We start from the raw sequence: 15,396 nt of genomic DNA on the forward strand, positions 1-15,396 counted from the left end.
CGCCACCGCTACGCTTGCACAGCACCATTCCGCCACTCCGTTTTCATGTTAATTTTTCGAGTTCGGCTTATATAGCATCCTGTTTTTATTAAAAAAACCTCCATATTCATCAGCCATGTTCACATGAATTAGTGTGAGATATGTCATTGTGTTTTCCTCGGAAACACGAACTTCTCTTTGGAGACATTCGCAGAATGAGTTACAATACAGATAAGCTATATATGGAGAACTTTTGAACAGGAGGCTGTACTGAGCTATGAAAATAACATCTATCGAGCCAACTCCCAGTCCGAACACCATGATGCTGCATCTGGATGAGCGACTGGAAGCGGGTATCCGCAGAACATATACACGGGACAATGAGCGTTCCGCTCCTCCATTTATCCGGCGCATGCTGGGCATTGAAGGGGTCAAAAGCGTGTTTCACACGACCGACTTTGTGGCCCTTGACCGCAAAGGGAATGCAGACTGGTCCACCATTTTGGGTCAAGTCCGGGATCGGCTAGGCGAGGAAGGCGCTGACGCCAATTGGGATTTGCCAGAGGAAACCTCTGGAGAAGCATTTGGCGAGGCACAGGTTTTTGTGCAATTTTTTCGCGGCATTCCTATGCAAATTCGAGTCAAGGCGGGGCAGCAGGAGGAACGAATTTCCTTGTCCGACCGCTTTGTGCAAGCCGTTACCCGTGTAGCGAGTGCAACGCTGATTAAGGAACGCAAGCTGAGTGATTACGGCGTCCGCTATGGTGAACTACCGGACATTGCACGCGAGGTCGAGCAGGAACTGGAAGCTGCCTTTCCGCAAGAGCGGCTGGAGCAGATTATCCAACAGGCGATTGCCCACGGCGCAAACAACAGCGAATTCGTGGAGGAACGCCGCGAGTGGAGCGATGCCGAGTTGGGGCAGGCCCTGCAGCACGAGGATTGGCGCACACGCTACGCTGCGCTGGATCGGCTGGAACCGACGCCCGAGCATTTGCCGCTTATCCGGCAAGCGCTGCATGACGACAAAATGCAGCTGCGGCGGCTGGGCGTCGTCTATCTGGGCGATATTCGCTCACCGGAGGCGATGGATCTGCTAGCCGAGGCACTGCGCGATCCTTCAGCGGCAGTACGCCGCACCGCAGGCGACACGTTGTCGGACATCGGCGACCCGGTCGCTACCAGCGCAATGATCGGAGCCCTGTCGGATAGCAGCAAGTTGGTGCGCTGGCGGGCGGCACGTTTTTTATACGAGGTTGGAACTGAGGATGCGCGTGATGCGCTGGAGAAGGCCGTCGATGATCCCGAATTCGAGGTTAGTCTACAGGCTAAAATGGCGCTGGAGCGCATCGAATCAGGCGAACAAGCGGCGGGAACAGTTTGGCAGCAGATGGCCAAGCGGAACTCTTAATTTAAGATTCTACGAGTGATTTTCAAAAAATTGTCGATTGTCAGAAGATGTACAGGTACGATATACTGTAGTTCGCTATACAATAAAATATCATGTCATACACCTCATCAACCCTGTTTTATGATGAGGTAGAGGTCGCGGATGTAATCAGTACACCGGAGGAGACGATAAGAGCCGTCTGAGATTCCAGTGGAAAGGTACACCCGCCGAAGTATGCGGAGCTGACTCTTTGTAAATACTCCGAATGCTGGGGCTGCTAACCGAAAGGAGCAGAACTGTCACACGCTGTCCTAACACAGACACGTGTGTTGAGCTATCTTGTTATAGAAGAAGGTATGGTGCGGAATGCATAGACAAGACCGCAGGCGTATTCCCTGCGGTTTTTTGATTTATATACTCCCCCTCCTTCTGGCTCTTGCCCTGACATGAAATACAATTTCATGAAGGAGTGTTTGAACGTGCAACACAAAGCAACACCTGACGCAACCTTGCGTAAAAGTCTCAAAGCCCGCCATATGACGATGATCGCCCTCGGCGGCTCTATCGGAACAGGTCTGTTCCTCGCCAGTGGAGGCGCGGTTGCCGAAGCTGGACCCGGTGGTGCCCTGCTGGCTTATGCAGCAGTTGGTCTCATGGTCTACTTCCTCATGACCAGCCTCGGTGAGTTGGCTACATTTATGCCTGAATCTGGCTCTTTTAACACCTATGCAGGTCGCTTCGTCGATCCGGCTTTTGGTTTCGCCATGGGCTGGAACTTCTGGTACAACTGGGCGGTGACGATTGCTGCCGAATTGGCAGCAGCGACCGTGCTCATCAAATACTGGTTCCCGGAAAGCCACTCTGCCTGGTGGAGTCTGTTATTCCTAGCCGTAATCTTCGCGCTGAACGCGTTGACCGTCAAAGGCTACGGTGAGTCTGAATACTGGTTCGCCATGATTAAAATTGTGACCGTCGTCATCTTTTTGACTGTAGGTGTGCTGATGATCTTTGGCATTATGGGTGGCCCTGCGATCGGCTTTGCCAACTTCACGGTAGGAGACGCCCCGTTCCATGGCGGATTCTTTGCTGTATTGGGCGTATTCATGGCAGCGGGCTTTTCCTTTCAGGGAACGGAGCTGATTGGGGTAGCCGCTGGAGAGAGCGAAAATCCGCGTGAAAATGTGCCGAGCGCCATCCGTCAAATCTTTTGGCGCATCCTGTTCTTTTATATTCTCGCGATTCTCGTGATTGGATTGATCATTCCGTACACTAATCCGAATCTGCTGCGGGGAGACATCAGTGACATCGGGGTCAGCCCGTTCACGCTCGTATTTGAAAAAGCAGGGCTTGCGATTGCTGCTTCTGTTATGAACGCCGTTATTTTGACTTCCGTATTGTCGGCAGGTAACTCGGGTATGTACGCGGCAACTCGGGTACTGTACGCTTTGGCACGGGAAGGTAAAGCCCCGCGTTTCCTCGGACATATCAATAGACGCGGCATTCCTATGAACGCGCTTCTGATCACGACCGCTGTCGGTATGCTGGCCTTTCTCGCCTCTCTGTATGGAGACGGTGTAGTCTATAACTGGCTGCTGAATGCCTCCGGAATGTGTGGATTTATTACGTGGGTCGGGATTGCGGTCAGCCATTATCGTTTCCGTCGTGCCTTTACTGCACAGGGTCACAGTCTAAGTGAGCTGCCATACAAAGCCCGCTGGTTCCCGTTTGGGCCGTTGTTCGCCTTCGCTCTGTGTATCATTGTCATTATCGGGCAAGGGGCGGATGCCTTCACCGGACAGGAGATTGACTGGAAAACGATGATCGCTACGTATATGAGTGTGCCGCTGTTCCTTCTGCTGTGGCTCGGCTACAAATGGATCAAACGTACTAAAATCGTTCCGTTAAAAGAATGTGATTTGAGTCCAGATGCTTCTTCGGATAAATAATAGAAAACAGTAAAAAAAGCCCGTCTCCACATATCAGGGAAAACACGCTGGTAAACCTGGTCCAAGACCGTTTATCCGCATTTTCACCTGTATATGCCCGGAGACGGGCTTTTTCTGTTTATTTGGAGGAAGGTTCCAATGAAGCTGACAAAGACATGGATAAGGCACGACGACTAAAAATACCGTATATAACAGCAATCAGCGTCAGCACTGCAGAAAACAAGTACAAATTAACGATGCCCAGATGATCTGCAATCCAGCCCATTAACAGCAGCGATATACAAAAGGTCAAACTTGTCAGTGTGGCCTGGGCAGACAGCACCTTGGGCAAATCATGTACGGACACACTCATTTGCATCATCGTGCGGCGGGATACGACGGACATTTCCGCAGGTAGTCCCATCAACAACACGATAAGCAGTGTCAGCGGCGGTAATGTGTTCAGTGCATACCACGCTGTCAGCAGCCCGTAGCCTACCATCCCCGCCAGCATGGCGGGCAGCAGTCTACGCTGCAAATGCTTGACGCAGGCGAGGACAACGATGCCGCCGCCAATCGCTCCTGCAAAATACGCTGCATTGATGTATCCCCACCATGCCTCGCTCTTGTGCAAAACCTGCTGAGCGAAAGCAAGCGTGAACGCGCCTACCCAAACCGAACCCCCTAGAAGGTCAATCATATCCATAAAAATAAGAGCTTTCAGTCTGCGACTGGCTCCGATGAGGCTCCAGCCTTCACGGAGTATTTCCTTTTTACGTTTGGGAGGTAGTGCGGTGCTCTCTGATTCCGGGCCATACAGTGTATCTTCCAACCGTGCAGGAGGCAAGTCATGATGCCCTTGCCCGGACTCAGTTACAGCTTCGGAAACTGAGACATCTCCACCTCGCACCCTTGTTCCAGGTTGCAGCAAATAATGGGCTTTGCCCTCTAGTGGATCTCGAATCAGGCTGGTGAAGATCATTGCTACCATATACAGCCCGCCAGCCACCAGTAGTGTTTTTTCCGAGCCTAGCATGGCTACGAGCACACCACTAAGCCCCCATCCCGCTAATTGCACCGTCTGGTCGCTGACCGATACCAGACTGTTTGCCCGCATGAGTCCTTCCCCAGACGCAAGGCGGGGAATCAGCGCATTACGCGCAGGCGTGGTCCATCCGTCCAGAAAGGACATGGCTGCCACCAACGTAAACACCATCACCCATATCGGCTCCGTACCCGCTGACCACAAGTGGCCCAGCAGAACAGCAAAGAAAGCCAATTGCCCGAACTGAGAAACGAATAAAATAAAAGGAAGCTGGAATCGGACCAAAATGAGCGGTGCTAAAAAGCCGCTGATCATCTGTGCCCCCATTCGCAGCAACGGGACGAGTACCGAAGAGAAGATCGAGTCCGTTTCATGAAAAACCAGAGACACAAGTGCCATAATGTAAAGAATGTCGGCCGCATTGGACATAGTCTGCGTGCCAAGCAAGTAGGTAAAGGAACGCTTGTGCATATAAATAGAATACTCCTTTGTTAATGTAGCTTTTTACAGCAAGATGATTAGGTCCATTTCAGGGTTACACGAAGATTGCCGGTACTTCCTAGATCCGTAATCTGATAGGAAATGGATTTTAAACCGAGTTGATATAAGGATTGTAAATCCTCCTTGAGACTTCGCTCCGTTCCCTGATAGGCAAAGGTAAGTGTCGTCCCTCCCTTATTTACAATCTTACGCACCTGTTCCTTAATGTCGGCGGATGTTTTAACCAGACCCTTGCCGTCTTGCAGCGGATATTCGAGGGTATTGTACAGTTTTTGATACACAGCAGCCTTTGATCCTCCGGTAGCCACCAGAACTGATAAGGTTTCACGATACGATGTATTCGCCTGAGGATACGGCTTTACCCATGAGTGATCCCGTCGCATTTCGGTATCCGTCAACAGATAATATGAAGTGCTTACCTCGTTCGCGCGATCCGGGGTTGGATCATCCCATGTCGTATCCATGTGATACCATCGATCATCTAATAAAACAAGATTCCAGGCATGCAGCTGGCCCCCTGCTCTTCCTTCCACAATCCGGTTCGTAATGCCTGCACGTTCCAGCATTTTATAGGCCAACAGTGAATAACCCTGACAGACTGTGCTTCCCGTTTTCAGGCCATCATAGGCTGTGTACTTTTGTTGTGCTTCATCATACTTCAGGCGAACGACGATCCAATCATGAATGGCCTTTACCTTCTCATGATCCGTCATTCCCTTCGTAATAATATCCCCCAGCACTGCTTTAACTGTGCTATCCACATATGCTGTCTGTTCCTTCGTCTCCCGGTAGCTTAGACGAATCGTAACCTGAGCGGAGGTCGTTGTGCCTGTATAGCTGAATGCGTAGCTTTTGATCGTATAATTCACATACGGATCGCTCTCCATGGCCTGTTGGATGGCCGTCTGTAATTGTTGCTTGAGACCGTTCACTCGCCCTTGATATGTAAAGGTCAGCGTTTCACTCCGCGTAGCCATTGCCTGTAAAAGCTTGTTCTGAAGCTGCTGCGATGATACGGATGGAGCCGGCTTGGTCGATGCCGCATACACATTGCTACCCCACTCCACAGCCTGCGGCAGCAACACAGCCAGCGCTGCACCCGCAACCAGACATTTTACAAGCCTAACCCCGATTTTTCTGTTCATACAGAGCGTTCCTGCCCTTCTTAGCATAGTTGTAAACAGCTATATCTTACCATAAAAACAGTTGCCCCAAACGCTCTAGTTTTGTCGGTTGCAGACGAGTAAGGGAGCAGTTCAAGACAGGGTGTGACATTATACTCGCCTATATAACAGATGGGACAATGAGCAGACTTGTCGTTCGCAGAGAGTTTTATCACAGCAATCTAGGTTTCCTCATGATATGGTACTGGCATCGGAAGTAAATGATATTGATTCTCATTCTAGATCAGAAAGGCTGAGCACCATGCCAGAATGTATCTCACTCCTTCGTACGCCACTGGGTCAGACTGTGCGTTTGCAATCTCTTGCCCCTCTTCATCCCTCATTGCGCCGCCGCTTAACAGATATGGGTATCAACGAAGGTTCCATCATACGATTAAAGAAAATCAGTTTATTGGGCGGTCCTATCGTCATTGAATGCAACGGCCAGCTGGTTGGCCTCCGTCAAAATCAAGTGAAGCAACTGGAGGTTGTTCCAACATGGACATGATCGCTCTATTCGGTAATCCCAACACAGGAAAAACCTCATTATTCAACAAGCTGACTCGTACGTATGCAGAAGTAGGAAACTGGTCCGGCGTCACAGTGGAAAAGAAAACAGGAATCCTGCGTGACAAGTCTGCCGTATTGGTGGATTTGCCGGGCGCCTACTCTTTACTCCCTCTTTCGCTGGATGAAGGTGTCGCAACTCGATATTTGCTGGAAGAACCTCCTACGGCCCTGATCAACATTGTGGATGCCTCCCAGCTCCAGCGTAATCTCTATCTAACCGTACAACTACTGGAGTATGGCCGTCCGCTTGTACTTGGCTTAAACATGACTGACGTAGCCGATGCCACGGGTCTTCGTGTAAACAAGGAATTGTTAGCCGATCAGTTGAACGTTCCCATCATTCCTATGGTGGCGCGTACAGGCAGTGGAAGTAAGCAAATGCTCGCTTCTCTTCGGGAGGTAAGACGTACATCCAATGCTTTTCAATTGGACTACGGCCCTGCCGTTGAAGCTGCTATTACCGATATTTGCGACTTGCTGCCAAATGCACCTGTGCCGCAACTGCGGTGGGCCGCACTGCAATGTCTGGAAGGCAATCCTGTCGTCATGGAATGGATGACGAATGAGGTACAGCGTGAACAAGTAACTGTGCGCATCCACCGTTGCGAGGAAGAACTTCTCGGTGAAGGCCATGCCATCACCCCTGCTCAGCATATTCGTTCTGTACGAACAGCATGGATTGCTGATCTGTGCACCAAGGCACTCGACACCTCCAAACTCAGACCGCACAGCCTGACGGATAGGCTGGATGCACTATTAACTCACCGGTATCTGGGGATTCCGATCTTTTTGCTGCTGATGTACGCTACCTTCAAGTTCACCTTCGATTGGGCGGGTACGATCCTTTCAGATATGCTGGATGGATTTTTTTCAGGGACACTCAGCACTTGGATTTCTGAGTTACTCGTTCACTTGAACGCGTCCGCTTTTACGCAAAGTCTAGTCGTGGACGGCATCGTGGCTGGAGTCGGGGGTGTGCTTGTTTTTCTGCCTCAAATTGCTATTTTATTTCTGATAATTTCAGTGATCGAAGACTCCGGGTATATGGCACGGGTCACGATACTAATGGATCGCCTGATGCAAGCCGTTGGCTTGAACGGGAAAAGCTTCATTCCCTTTATCATCGGATTTGGCTGCAATGTCCCTGCGATTATGGCAGCACGCACCATTGAACAGCCCAGAGAACGTCTCATTACAACGTTGCTGGTGCCCTTTATGTCGTGTTCGGCCCGCCTGCCGGTATATGCGTTGTTTGCGGGTGTGTTTTTCCCAACACATGCGGCAAGCATCATCATGCTGATGTATGTGTTAGGAATCATCGTTTCACTTATACTTGCCAAAATTTTTTCCAAAGTATCCATTTTGTCGGGTGAGCCCTCCCTCTTCATCGTGGAACTTCCTCCCTATCGAGTGCCGCAGGCTCTTACACTATTCCGCAGCACATGGGAGAAGGTCAAAGGCTTCGTCCGTAAAGCTGGAACCATTATTCTTGCAGGTTCCGTTGGCATCTGGCTCTTGTCCAATTTCGGTCCGCAGGGCTTCGGGGCAGACATGGATGACAGCCTGCTTGCCACCGTTGGAGGTTGGTTCGCTCCATTACTGGCCCCTCTCGGTTTTGGCACCTGGCAAGCAGGTGCTTCCCTACTCACGGGCTTTATGGCCAAGGAAGTTGTCGTATCAACGATGAATATTATTTACCACGTTCCTGATATGCAGGGACTTGAACTACAAGTCAGACAGGCCTTTACACCGCTTGCCTCTTTTAGCTTTATGGTGTTCATTCTGTTGTATGTTCCGTGTCTGGCTACGGTAGCGGTCATTCGTAAAGAAACCCTTTCGTGGCGTTGGACCGCATTTTCTGTGATCTATCCTTTGACCGTCGCATATATCATCGCCGTCTTGATCTATCAATGTGGCAGATTATTAGGTTGGGGTTAAGTCAGGCCCTACAGTAAATAAAAGGAAGTGGATTCCATGATCAATATCATCATTTTATTGGCGATCCTCGGTTATAGTGCGTGGGTGCTGGTACGATTTTTGCGAAAAAGCCGTCAAGGCGCCTGTGCGGGGTGTTCGTCGAGCAAGTCATGTCCTGGCTGTGCCGGGAGTTCTATGAATGAAGATCATGCGAAAATCGAGAAAAGTATTTAATTCAAACTCATCATCACATGAAAAAAAAGCGGCTCCGGGGGTTTCTTACACCCGAAGCCGCTTTTCATTTACGCTCAAAACTCACCGTATTCAGCGATATACTGCCAAATGCTCACTTAGCTCTCGCGTATGCAGGTAAACTTCACGGTACAGTTCGTATAGGCCTTCATACCGTGCCACATGTTCCGGGTTTGGCGAATATCTCGCTGCTTCACGCAAAAAAGCTTCAGCACACGCTTGCAGAGATTCAAACCAGCCACTACCATAAGCAGCCAGCATGGCCGCCCCCAAGGCAGGTCCCTGCTCGCTTTCCAGCTTGATGATATCCGCATTAAAAATATCTGCCTGCATTTGCAGCCATGCCTCATTACGCGCACCGCCGCCGATGGAAATGACTTCGTTCACCGTTTTGCCCGTTCCTCTGAGAATATCAATGGATTCCTTGAGCGAAAACGTAATTCCCTCCAGTACCGCCCGTGTAAAATGCGCAAACTTATGCCCCGCATCCATCCCGATAAAGCTGCCTCGAATGGTTGCATCTGGATGAGGTGTACGTTCGCCGACGATATAAGGCGTGAACAGCAGCCCTTGGCTGCCCGGCTCAATAGAGTTCACATCTGCCAACAGTGCATCAAAAGAATGCCCTGGTGCAAAGGTATCCTTAAACCAAGTCAAGCTGTATCCGGCCGCGAGCGTAACCCCCATAATATAATAAGCATCCTGCTCACTATGATTAAAAAAATGCGCCCGCCCCTGCACATCAATATCCTTGCGTTCCTCATAAGAAAGTACAACCCCTGAGGTGCCGATACTGCACAGGGTGCGGCCTTCGCTCAAAATGCCGGCGCCAATCGCGCCACATGCGTTGTCCGCACCACCTGCAAAGACCTTCGTTTCAGGCGAAAGCCCGCTCTGCTCCGCAATCTCCGGCAGTAGCGTACCCGTCTGATCAAAGGATTCCACTAGCGGCGGGAACAGCGACAACGGTAGGTCAAACGCGGCAGCGATCTCTTCGCTCCACTGCTTGTTCGCAATATCCAGCAGCAGCGTGCCCGCCGCATCCGAATACTCCGTCGCCAGCTCTCCTGTCAGACAGTAGCGCACATAATCCTTGGGCAGCATAAAATGTGCCGCACGGGCCAGCACGTCTGGCTCATGCTCCTGCACCCACAGCAGCTTGGGCAGCGTGAAGCCTTCCAGCGCGCGATTACGTGCGATGTTCAGCAGCTCCGATCCGAGCTTTTCTTCAATACGACGGCATTGTGCTGTTGTACGCGTGTCATTCCACAGAATAGCCGGACGAAGCACTTGGCCTTCCTTGTCAGTCAGCACAAGCCCGTGCATCTGTCCCGAAAAGCTAATACCGTCCACGGCATCTGTGCCGCCGATTCCAGCCTTCTCCACAAGCTGTTTTAGTGATGCTAACGTGCCACTGACCCAGTCCTCAGGGTGCTGTTCGCTATACCCCGCCTTTGGCTGATGGAGCGGATAAGACTGGGAGGTTTCATAAGACACCTGCCCCTTGCGGTTAACCAGCACCGTTTTGACCGCGCTGGTACCCAAATCTACGCCGATGACATAGCGTTCCTGCTCCTGATTTAGCTTCTCCTGCATTGGAGTTCCTCCTTCCCTGTTATCGTACTGCCCTTATAAGTTCTGGCACTAGTCAGCCAAAATGTATTGATTTAATGTTGCTTTCAGATATTCCTGACGACCGGATACATTTTTGCGTGGTGTTTCGTTCGCCAGAGCATATTCAGCCAGAGAAGCAAGTGTTGCTTTTCCGGATACGATGTCTGCTCCAATACCTTCTTTAAAGCTGCTGTAGCGCTTCTCAATAAAGTTTTCAAACACACGATCTTCGATCAGTTTGGCGGCTACCTTCAGTCCCTTCGCATACGTATCCATACCTGCGATGTGCGCAAGGAACAAGTCTTCTGGCTCAAATGATGCTCTGCGCACCTTGGCATCAAAGTTGATACCACCGCGGCCCAAGCCTTCATTTTGCAGCACTTCATACATAGTCAGTGTGGCATCATACAGATCAACCGGGAATTCGTCCGTATCCCAACCCAGCAGCAAATCTCCCTGATTTGCATCCAGTGATCCCAGCATGCCGTTAATCCGTGCTACACGTACTTCATGATCAAAAGTATGCCCCGCCAAAGTTGCATGATTAGCTTCCAGATTAAGCTTGAAATGCTGATCCAGATCATATTTTTGCAGGAAGGCAATCGTCGTCGCCGCATCAAAATCATACTGATGCTTAGTTGGCTCCTTCGGTTTTGGCTCAATCAGGAACTGAGCGTCAAAGCCAATTTCACGCGCATAGTCTACGGCCATATGGAACATACGTCCCAAATTGTCCTGCTCCAGCTTCAAATCCGTGTTCAGCAGTGTTTCGTAGCCTTCACGGCCTCCCCAGAAAACATAGTTATCCGCGCCCAGACGTTTGCCCACTTCCAACCCTTTTTTAATCTGAGCAGCTGCGTGTGCGTATACATCTGCATTGCAAGTCGACGCAGCTCCATGCAAATAACGTGGATGGCTAAACATGTTCGCCGTATTCCACAGCAGTTTTTTCCCCGTAGCTTTCATATGTTCCTCAATCAGATCCACGATGGTATCCAAATTGCTGTAAAATTCCTTCAATGACGCGCCTTCTGGTGCAATATCCACATCGTGGAAAGCAAAATAAGGTAAATTCAGCTTATCCAGTAGCTCAAAGGCAGCTTCTACACGTGCCTTCGCCAAATCCAGCCCGGTAAACTTGGACCATGGACGTTCCGCTGTTTCTACACCAAAAGGATCAGAGCCGCCTGCAACCAGTGTATGCCAATAGGCCATGCTAAAACGCAAATGCTCCTCCATCGTTTTTCCCGCTACAATTTCCTGTGGATTATAAAATTTGAACGCAAAAGGATTGTCGGATTGCTTGCCCTCAAAGTTAATTTTAGATACCTGTTCGAAATAAGCCATTATAAGTTCCTCCTTTATAGTAAACGTTTACAAAAACGATTCTAGCACAGCTAAAAGACTTTGTCTATTGCTTAAACTAAGTTTGTTTTTATGATATAATATCAGGAATTACACCAACAGGAAGTGAATTAACATGAATGTCACTGGCGATCAGGCGCTTGTCAAAAAGCTGAATAAATCCATTGTGCTGGAGCGTATTCGCCTTCATGCTCCGCTATCCCGGGCACAGTTATCCAGTCAAACTGGATTAAACAAGGCCACCGTTTCCAATCTGGTGGCAGAGCTCATCACCGATGGACTTGTGTATGAGACGGGATTAGGGGAATCCAGCGGCGGGCGTAAGCCTTTGATGCTACTGTTCAACAGCCGTGCAGGCTTTGTACTCGGTATTGAGGTGAGTGTACAGTACATCAAGGGCGCTCTGACCGATCTGGCAGGTACCATTGAAACTGAGCTTACCTTTTCCCTAACTCAGCATGACCCCGCCTTTGTTATGGAACAGATTCGAAAGCTCGTTCAGGAGCTCATGCAGGTCACTCCTCCCTCCCCTCATGGTATCGTCGGCATTGGGCTGGGGGTACCGGGTATGGTGGATGAAACCGGAACCGTTTTGTTCGCACCCAATCTGGGCTGGGAAGAGGTTCCGCTGCGGCAGCAGCTTGAGGCCGAGCTAGGTCTGCCCGTCGTAGTGGATAACGAAGCCAACGTCGGCGCACAGGGCGAGTTGTACTATGGTATGGACGGTGATCACCGACAGCTGGTGCGGGATCTGGTCTACATCAGTGCAGGGTCCGGGATCGGGGCCGGGATTATCATTGACGGCAAGCCGTATCAAGGAGCTTGGGGGTACGCCGGAGAGACGGGTCATATGACCATTGATTGGAACGGACGGCTCTGCTCCTGCGGTAGTCGCGGCTGCTGGGAGCTGTATGCTTCGGAGAAGGCGTATGTAGCATCCACATTGAAACTGCCTGCACATAATACAGCGGAATTACTGCCGTTTGCTCAGCAAGGTGAAGCGAGTACATTAAGCGTCCTTAGTGATATTGGGAGATATTTGGGTGTGGGTATTACCAACATTGTGAACAGCCTCAACCCCGGAATGCTTATCATCGGCGGTCCACTGGCGGAAGCCAGACCTTGGTTGGAGCAAAGTATGCGTGAAGTGATTGACGAACGTGCTCTGCCCTATCACCGTCGGCAACTACAGATCCGTTTCTCCACGCTTGGCAGCCGTTCGACGATGCTAGGTGCCGCCTATGCAGCAACAGCTCCTTTTCTCGGGCGTGTGCGCGTATCTTTATAAGAAAAAAAGCGTACGGGAACACTTAGGTTCCTGTACGCCCACTTTTCTCGGGATTTTGGAAAATCCTCTTCTTACAACCCGTTATTGGAGATAACATCCTTATACCAGTAGAAACTCTTTTTTCGTTTTCTTTCAAGTGTCCCATTACCGTCATTGTCTTTGTCCACATATATAAATCCGTATCTTTTTTCCATTTCAGATGAGGAATAACTGACCAAGTCGATCGCTCCCCAGCTGGTGTAGCCCATGAGTTCAACCCCGTCTAGAATCGCTTCATGCATTTGTTCAAAATGTGCACGGAAGTAATCAATACGGTAATCATCCTGAATACTACCATCTTCCTCCACCTTGTCGTATGCCCCCAAACCATTTTCTACAATGAACAATGGTACTTCATAGCGGCTGTACAGCTCATTCAGAGAGAGTCTCAAGCCGACTGGGTCCACCTGCCAGCCCCAATCACTCGTTTCCAGATAAGGATTTTTAACGCCGCCAATCGTATTGCCACTGACTTTTTCCATGCCTTCACTATCCGCACTAGCAACCAACGACATATAGTAACTAAAGGAAATGAAATCCACCGGATGCGTCTTCAAAATTTCATCGTCACCCTCGAGCTTTTCAATCACGATTTCCTTTTCACGGAAGAAGCGTTTCATATAATGGGGATACGCTCCGCGAACCTGTACATCCGTGAAAAAATAGTTGAACTGATTATCTTTAAATGCTGCCAGAATATCCTGCGGATTACAGGTGTGCGGATACGTCGTTAGCCGGGTTAACATACAGCCGATTTTAGAATCCGGAATGATTTCGTGGCAGTATTTTACGGCCAGAGCACTAGCTACAAATTGATGATGCAGACCCTGATAAACCGCTAGCTCTACATTTTCAAAGCGCTCCGGTAAAATACCAGCGCTCGTAAACGGATGGCGCACGATACTATCTATTTCATTAAAAGTGATCCAGTGCTTTACTTTATTTTGGTATCTTTTAAATACAGTCTTACAAAAATGGATAAAGAAATCTACAACTTTCCGTTGGATCCAGCCTCCGTAATGGTTTACAAGATACATCGGCATTTCGTAATGGGACAGGGTGACAAGTGGCTCTATCCCGTTTTTATGCATTTCATCAAACAGCCGATCATAAAATTGCAGTCCAGCCTCGTTGGGCTTGTCCTCATCTCCGTTGGGGAAAATACGCGTCCAAGCAATAGAAACTCGCAACGTTTTAAATCCCATTTCACCAAACAATGCTAAATCTTCGGGATAGCGGTGATAAAAATCAATTCCCTGACGTTTGGGATAATCATGATCTGACGTGTCCTGCATCGCCTTTTGGATATGCTCCTCAGTCATTGAATTGTGTTTTTTATAATCAGCTTTGCTCACATTCTTTTTGTAAATAGCCATATCTGCTGTAGATATCCCTTTACCATCGACATTCCAGGCGCCCTCCACCTGATTTGCGGCTACCGCACCTCCCCATAAAAAACCTTTCGGAAATGTTCTTTTTATTTCTGTCATCTCTAGCTCCTCCTCTTTAATTTCTACTTATGACTCGTTTTAAGTGAATGATCAGATACATGAGTTCTTCATCCGGGATCAAAAGTTCGAATTTGGCTTCAATATATTGTTGAATCGATAACGCACACTTCTCTTCTTCAGGGTACTTGTTCACAATTTGGCTCATTAATTCTGGATCTTGAGAATCCAACATTTTATGCTCAAGTAATCTCTGAACAAAAAATTGAAGGTGCGTTAGAAAACGCGAATAGTTGATGCTGTGGGTATCCAGTTCGATTTGGTAATGCAGTTTAATGATGTTCAAAATGTCTTTGACCGTATTGGTCATCAATAAAACCTGGTTCATATTGTTATCGGTTTGTTGAGCATTAACCAAATGAAAGGCGATATTCGCCGCTTCCTCTTCAGGCAGTTCTAGACCGATACGCTTTTCAATCAAGGAGAGCGCATACAAGCCAATACCGAACTCTTCCGGATAAAACTTTTTGACCTCCCACAGCATCCGATTCTGAATCTTCATATTTTCTTTAAATCGTTTGGTTGCCATGTACAGATGGTCTGTCAGGGATACATATAAATGCTCATTCAAGTGACTGGATAGTGTATTTTTGGCATAAGATATGATTTCGTCTGCCAGAATCAAATACTCTTTGGGGGTTTCCTTCATTAGCGCCGTCAGATCAGAAGACATGCTTTCATTTTCAAGAACATATATCTTTTCAATCTCGTTCTCATCGACGAAGTCACCAGGTTTGCTTTTAAAGCCGATCCCTTTCCCCATCACGATAATTTCTTTGTGATCCTCACGTTTGGCAAGAACAATACTCGTATTGAGAACTTTAATTACTTTCATATCCA

Annotated in this window: 12 protein-coding genes and 1 riboswitch; of the genes, 6 read left to right on the forward strand and 6 right to left on the reverse strand. The window is 49.0% G+C overall.

The features are described from left to right. Nucleotides 1-256 precede the first annotated feature (256 nt). On the forward strand, nucleotides 257-1,390 hold the full coding sequence (locus ACUUJN_RS22270) for a virulence factor (protein WP_023990304.1): 1,134 nt from the start codon (nucleotides 257-259) through the stop codon (nucleotides 1,388-1,390). A 121-nt stretch (nucleotides 1,391-1,511) separates the two neighbouring features. Next, nucleotides 1,512-1,714, forward strand: a riboswitch (Lysine riboswitch). Nucleotides 1,715-1,848: 134 nt separating this feature from the next. Then, a complete protein-coding gene (locus ACUUJN_RS22275) occupies nucleotides 1,849-3,315 on the forward strand; it encodes an amino acid permease (RefSeq protein ID WP_068938245.1) in 1,467 nt (488 codons plus the stop codon). Between the two features lie 118 nt (nucleotides 3,316-3,433). Here ACUUJN_RS22275 and ACUUJN_RS22280 read toward each other — a convergent pair whose 3' ends face one another. Both ACUUJN_RS22280 and ACUUJN_RS22285 read right to left on the reverse strand, forming a co-directional pair. Further along, nucleotides 3,434-4,810, reverse strand: coding sequence for an MFS transporter (locus tag ACUUJN_RS22280; protein ID WP_279835132.1), 1,377 nt, complete (start codon nucleotides 4,808-4,810; stop codon nucleotides 3,434-3,436). Nucleotides 4,811-4,857: 47 nt separating this feature from the next. Then, nucleotides 4,858-5,985 (reverse strand): transglutaminase domain-containing protein, encoded by a 1,128-nt coding sequence (locus ACUUJN_RS22285; RefSeq protein WP_484668937.1) that lies wholly within the window; start codon nucleotides 5,983-5,985, stop codon nucleotides 4,858-4,860. A 280-nt stretch (nucleotides 5,986-6,265) separates the two neighbouring features. Between ACUUJN_RS22285 and ACUUJN_RS22290 the strand changes: the two genes are divergently transcribed. Genes ACUUJN_RS22290 through ACUUJN_RS22300 form a run of 3 tightly spaced genes read left to right on the forward strand, consistent with a single transcriptional unit; the run spans nucleotide 6,266 to nucleotide 8,724 of the window. Then, the gene (locus tag ACUUJN_RS22290) at nucleotides 6,266-6,511 is read left to right on the forward strand and encodes a FeoA family protein (RefSeq protein ID WP_016820309.1); all 246 of its coding nucleotides are present in this window, start codon (nucleotides 6,266-6,268) and stop codon (nucleotides 6,509-6,511) included. Next, nucleotides 6,502-8,511, forward strand: coding sequence for a ferrous iron transport protein B (feoB, locus tag ACUUJN_RS22295; RefSeq protein ID WP_341056696.1), 2,010 nt, complete (start codon nucleotides 6,502-6,504; stop codon nucleotides 8,509-8,511). The genes ACUUJN_RS22290 and feoB overlap by 10 nt, the downstream gene beginning before the upstream one ends. Before the next feature lie 36 nt (nucleotides 8,512-8,547). Beyond that, entirely contained in the window at nucleotides 8,548-8,724 is a 177-nt protein-coding gene (locus tag ACUUJN_RS22300) for a FeoB-associated Cys-rich membrane protein (RefSeq protein ID WP_023990309.1), read from the forward strand. Between the two features lie 90 nt (nucleotides 8,725-8,814). Here the strand turns inward: ACUUJN_RS22300 and xylB are convergent, their stop codons facing one another. Further along, nucleotides 8,815-10,338 (reverse strand): xylulokinase, encoded by a 1,524-nt coding sequence (xylB, locus tag ACUUJN_RS22305; RefSeq protein WP_053326098.1) that lies wholly within the window; start codon nucleotides 10,336-10,338, stop codon nucleotides 8,815-8,817. A gap of 48 nt (nucleotides 10,339-10,386) precedes the next feature. Beyond that, nucleotides 10,387-11,703 carry a xylose isomerase gene (gene xylA, locus ACUUJN_RS22310; protein WP_068938249.1) on the reverse strand — a complete coding sequence of 439 codons (1,317 nt, stop codon included), beginning with the start codon at nucleotides 11,701-11,703 and terminating at the stop codon, nucleotides 10,387-10,389. Nucleotides 11,704-11,836: 133 nt separating this feature from the next. Here xylA and ACUUJN_RS22315 point away from each other — a divergent pair, with 133 nt between their 5' ends. Then, entirely contained in the window at nucleotides 11,837-13,009 is a 1,173-nt protein-coding gene (locus ACUUJN_RS22315; protein ID WP_023990312.1) for an ROK family transcriptional regulator, read from the forward strand. A gap of 71 nt (nucleotides 13,010-13,080) precedes the next feature. Here ACUUJN_RS22315 and ACUUJN_RS22320 read toward each other — a convergent pair whose 3' ends face one another. Both ACUUJN_RS22320 and licT read right to left on the reverse strand, forming a co-directional pair. Then, a complete protein-coding gene (locus ACUUJN_RS22320; RefSeq protein WP_484668938.1) occupies nucleotides 13,081-14,538 on the reverse strand; it encodes a glycoside hydrolase family 1 protein in 1,458 nt (485 codons plus the stop codon). Nucleotides 14,539-14,554: 16 nt separating this feature from the next. After that, the gene (gene licT / locus ACUUJN_RS22325; RefSeq protein WP_028541828.1) at nucleotides 14,555-15,391 is read right to left on the reverse strand and encodes a BglG family transcription antiterminator LicT; all 837 of its coding nucleotides are present in this window, start codon (nucleotides 15,389-15,391) and stop codon (nucleotides 14,555-14,557) included. Nucleotides 15,392-15,396: the final 5 nt, after the last annotated feature.

This window comes from Paenibacillus sp. LRG-1, from assembly GCF_057220305.1.

Coding starts and splice junctions, on each gene's coding strand:
- ACUUJN_RS22280 (WP_279835132.1), bottom strand. CDS start 4,810: ATGCACAAGCGTTCCTTTACCTACTTGCTTGGCACGCAGACTATGTCC.
- xylB (WP_053326098.1), bottom strand. CDS start 10,338: ATGCAGGAGAAGCTAAATCAGGAGCAGGAACGCTATGTCATCGGCGTA.
- licT (WP_028541828.1), bottom strand. CDS start 15,391: ATGAAAGTAATTAAAGTTCTCAATACGAGTATTGTTCTTGCCAAACGT.
- feoB (WP_341056696.1), top strand. CDS start 6,502: ATGGACATGATCGCTCTATTCGGTAATCCCAACACAGGAAAAACCTCA.
- ACUUJN_RS22315 (WP_023990312.1), top strand. CDS start 11,837: ATGAATGTCACTGGCGATCAGGCGCTTGTCAAAAAGCTGAATAAATCC.
- ACUUJN_RS22320 (WP_484668938.1), bottom strand. CDS start 14,538: ATGACAGAAATAAAAAGAACATTTCCGAAAGGTTTTTTATGGGGAGGT.
- ACUUJN_RS22270 (WP_023990304.1), top strand. CDS start 257: ATGAAAATAACATCTATCGAGCCAACTCCCAGTCCGAACACCATGATG.
- ACUUJN_RS22285 (WP_484668937.1), bottom strand. CDS start 5,985: ATGAACAGAAAAATCGGGGTTAGGCTTGTAAAATGTCTGGTTGCGGGT.
- xylA (WP_068938249.1), bottom strand. CDS start 11,703: ATGGCTTATTTCGAACAGGTATCTAAAATTAACTTTGAGGGCAAGCAA.
- ACUUJN_RS22290 (WP_016820309.1), top strand. CDS start 6,266: ATGCCAGAATGTATCTCACTCCTTCGTACGCCACTGGGTCAGACTGTG.
- ACUUJN_RS22300 (WP_023990309.1), top strand. CDS start 8,548: ATGATCAATATCATCATTTTATTGGCGATCCTCGGTTATAGTGCGTGG.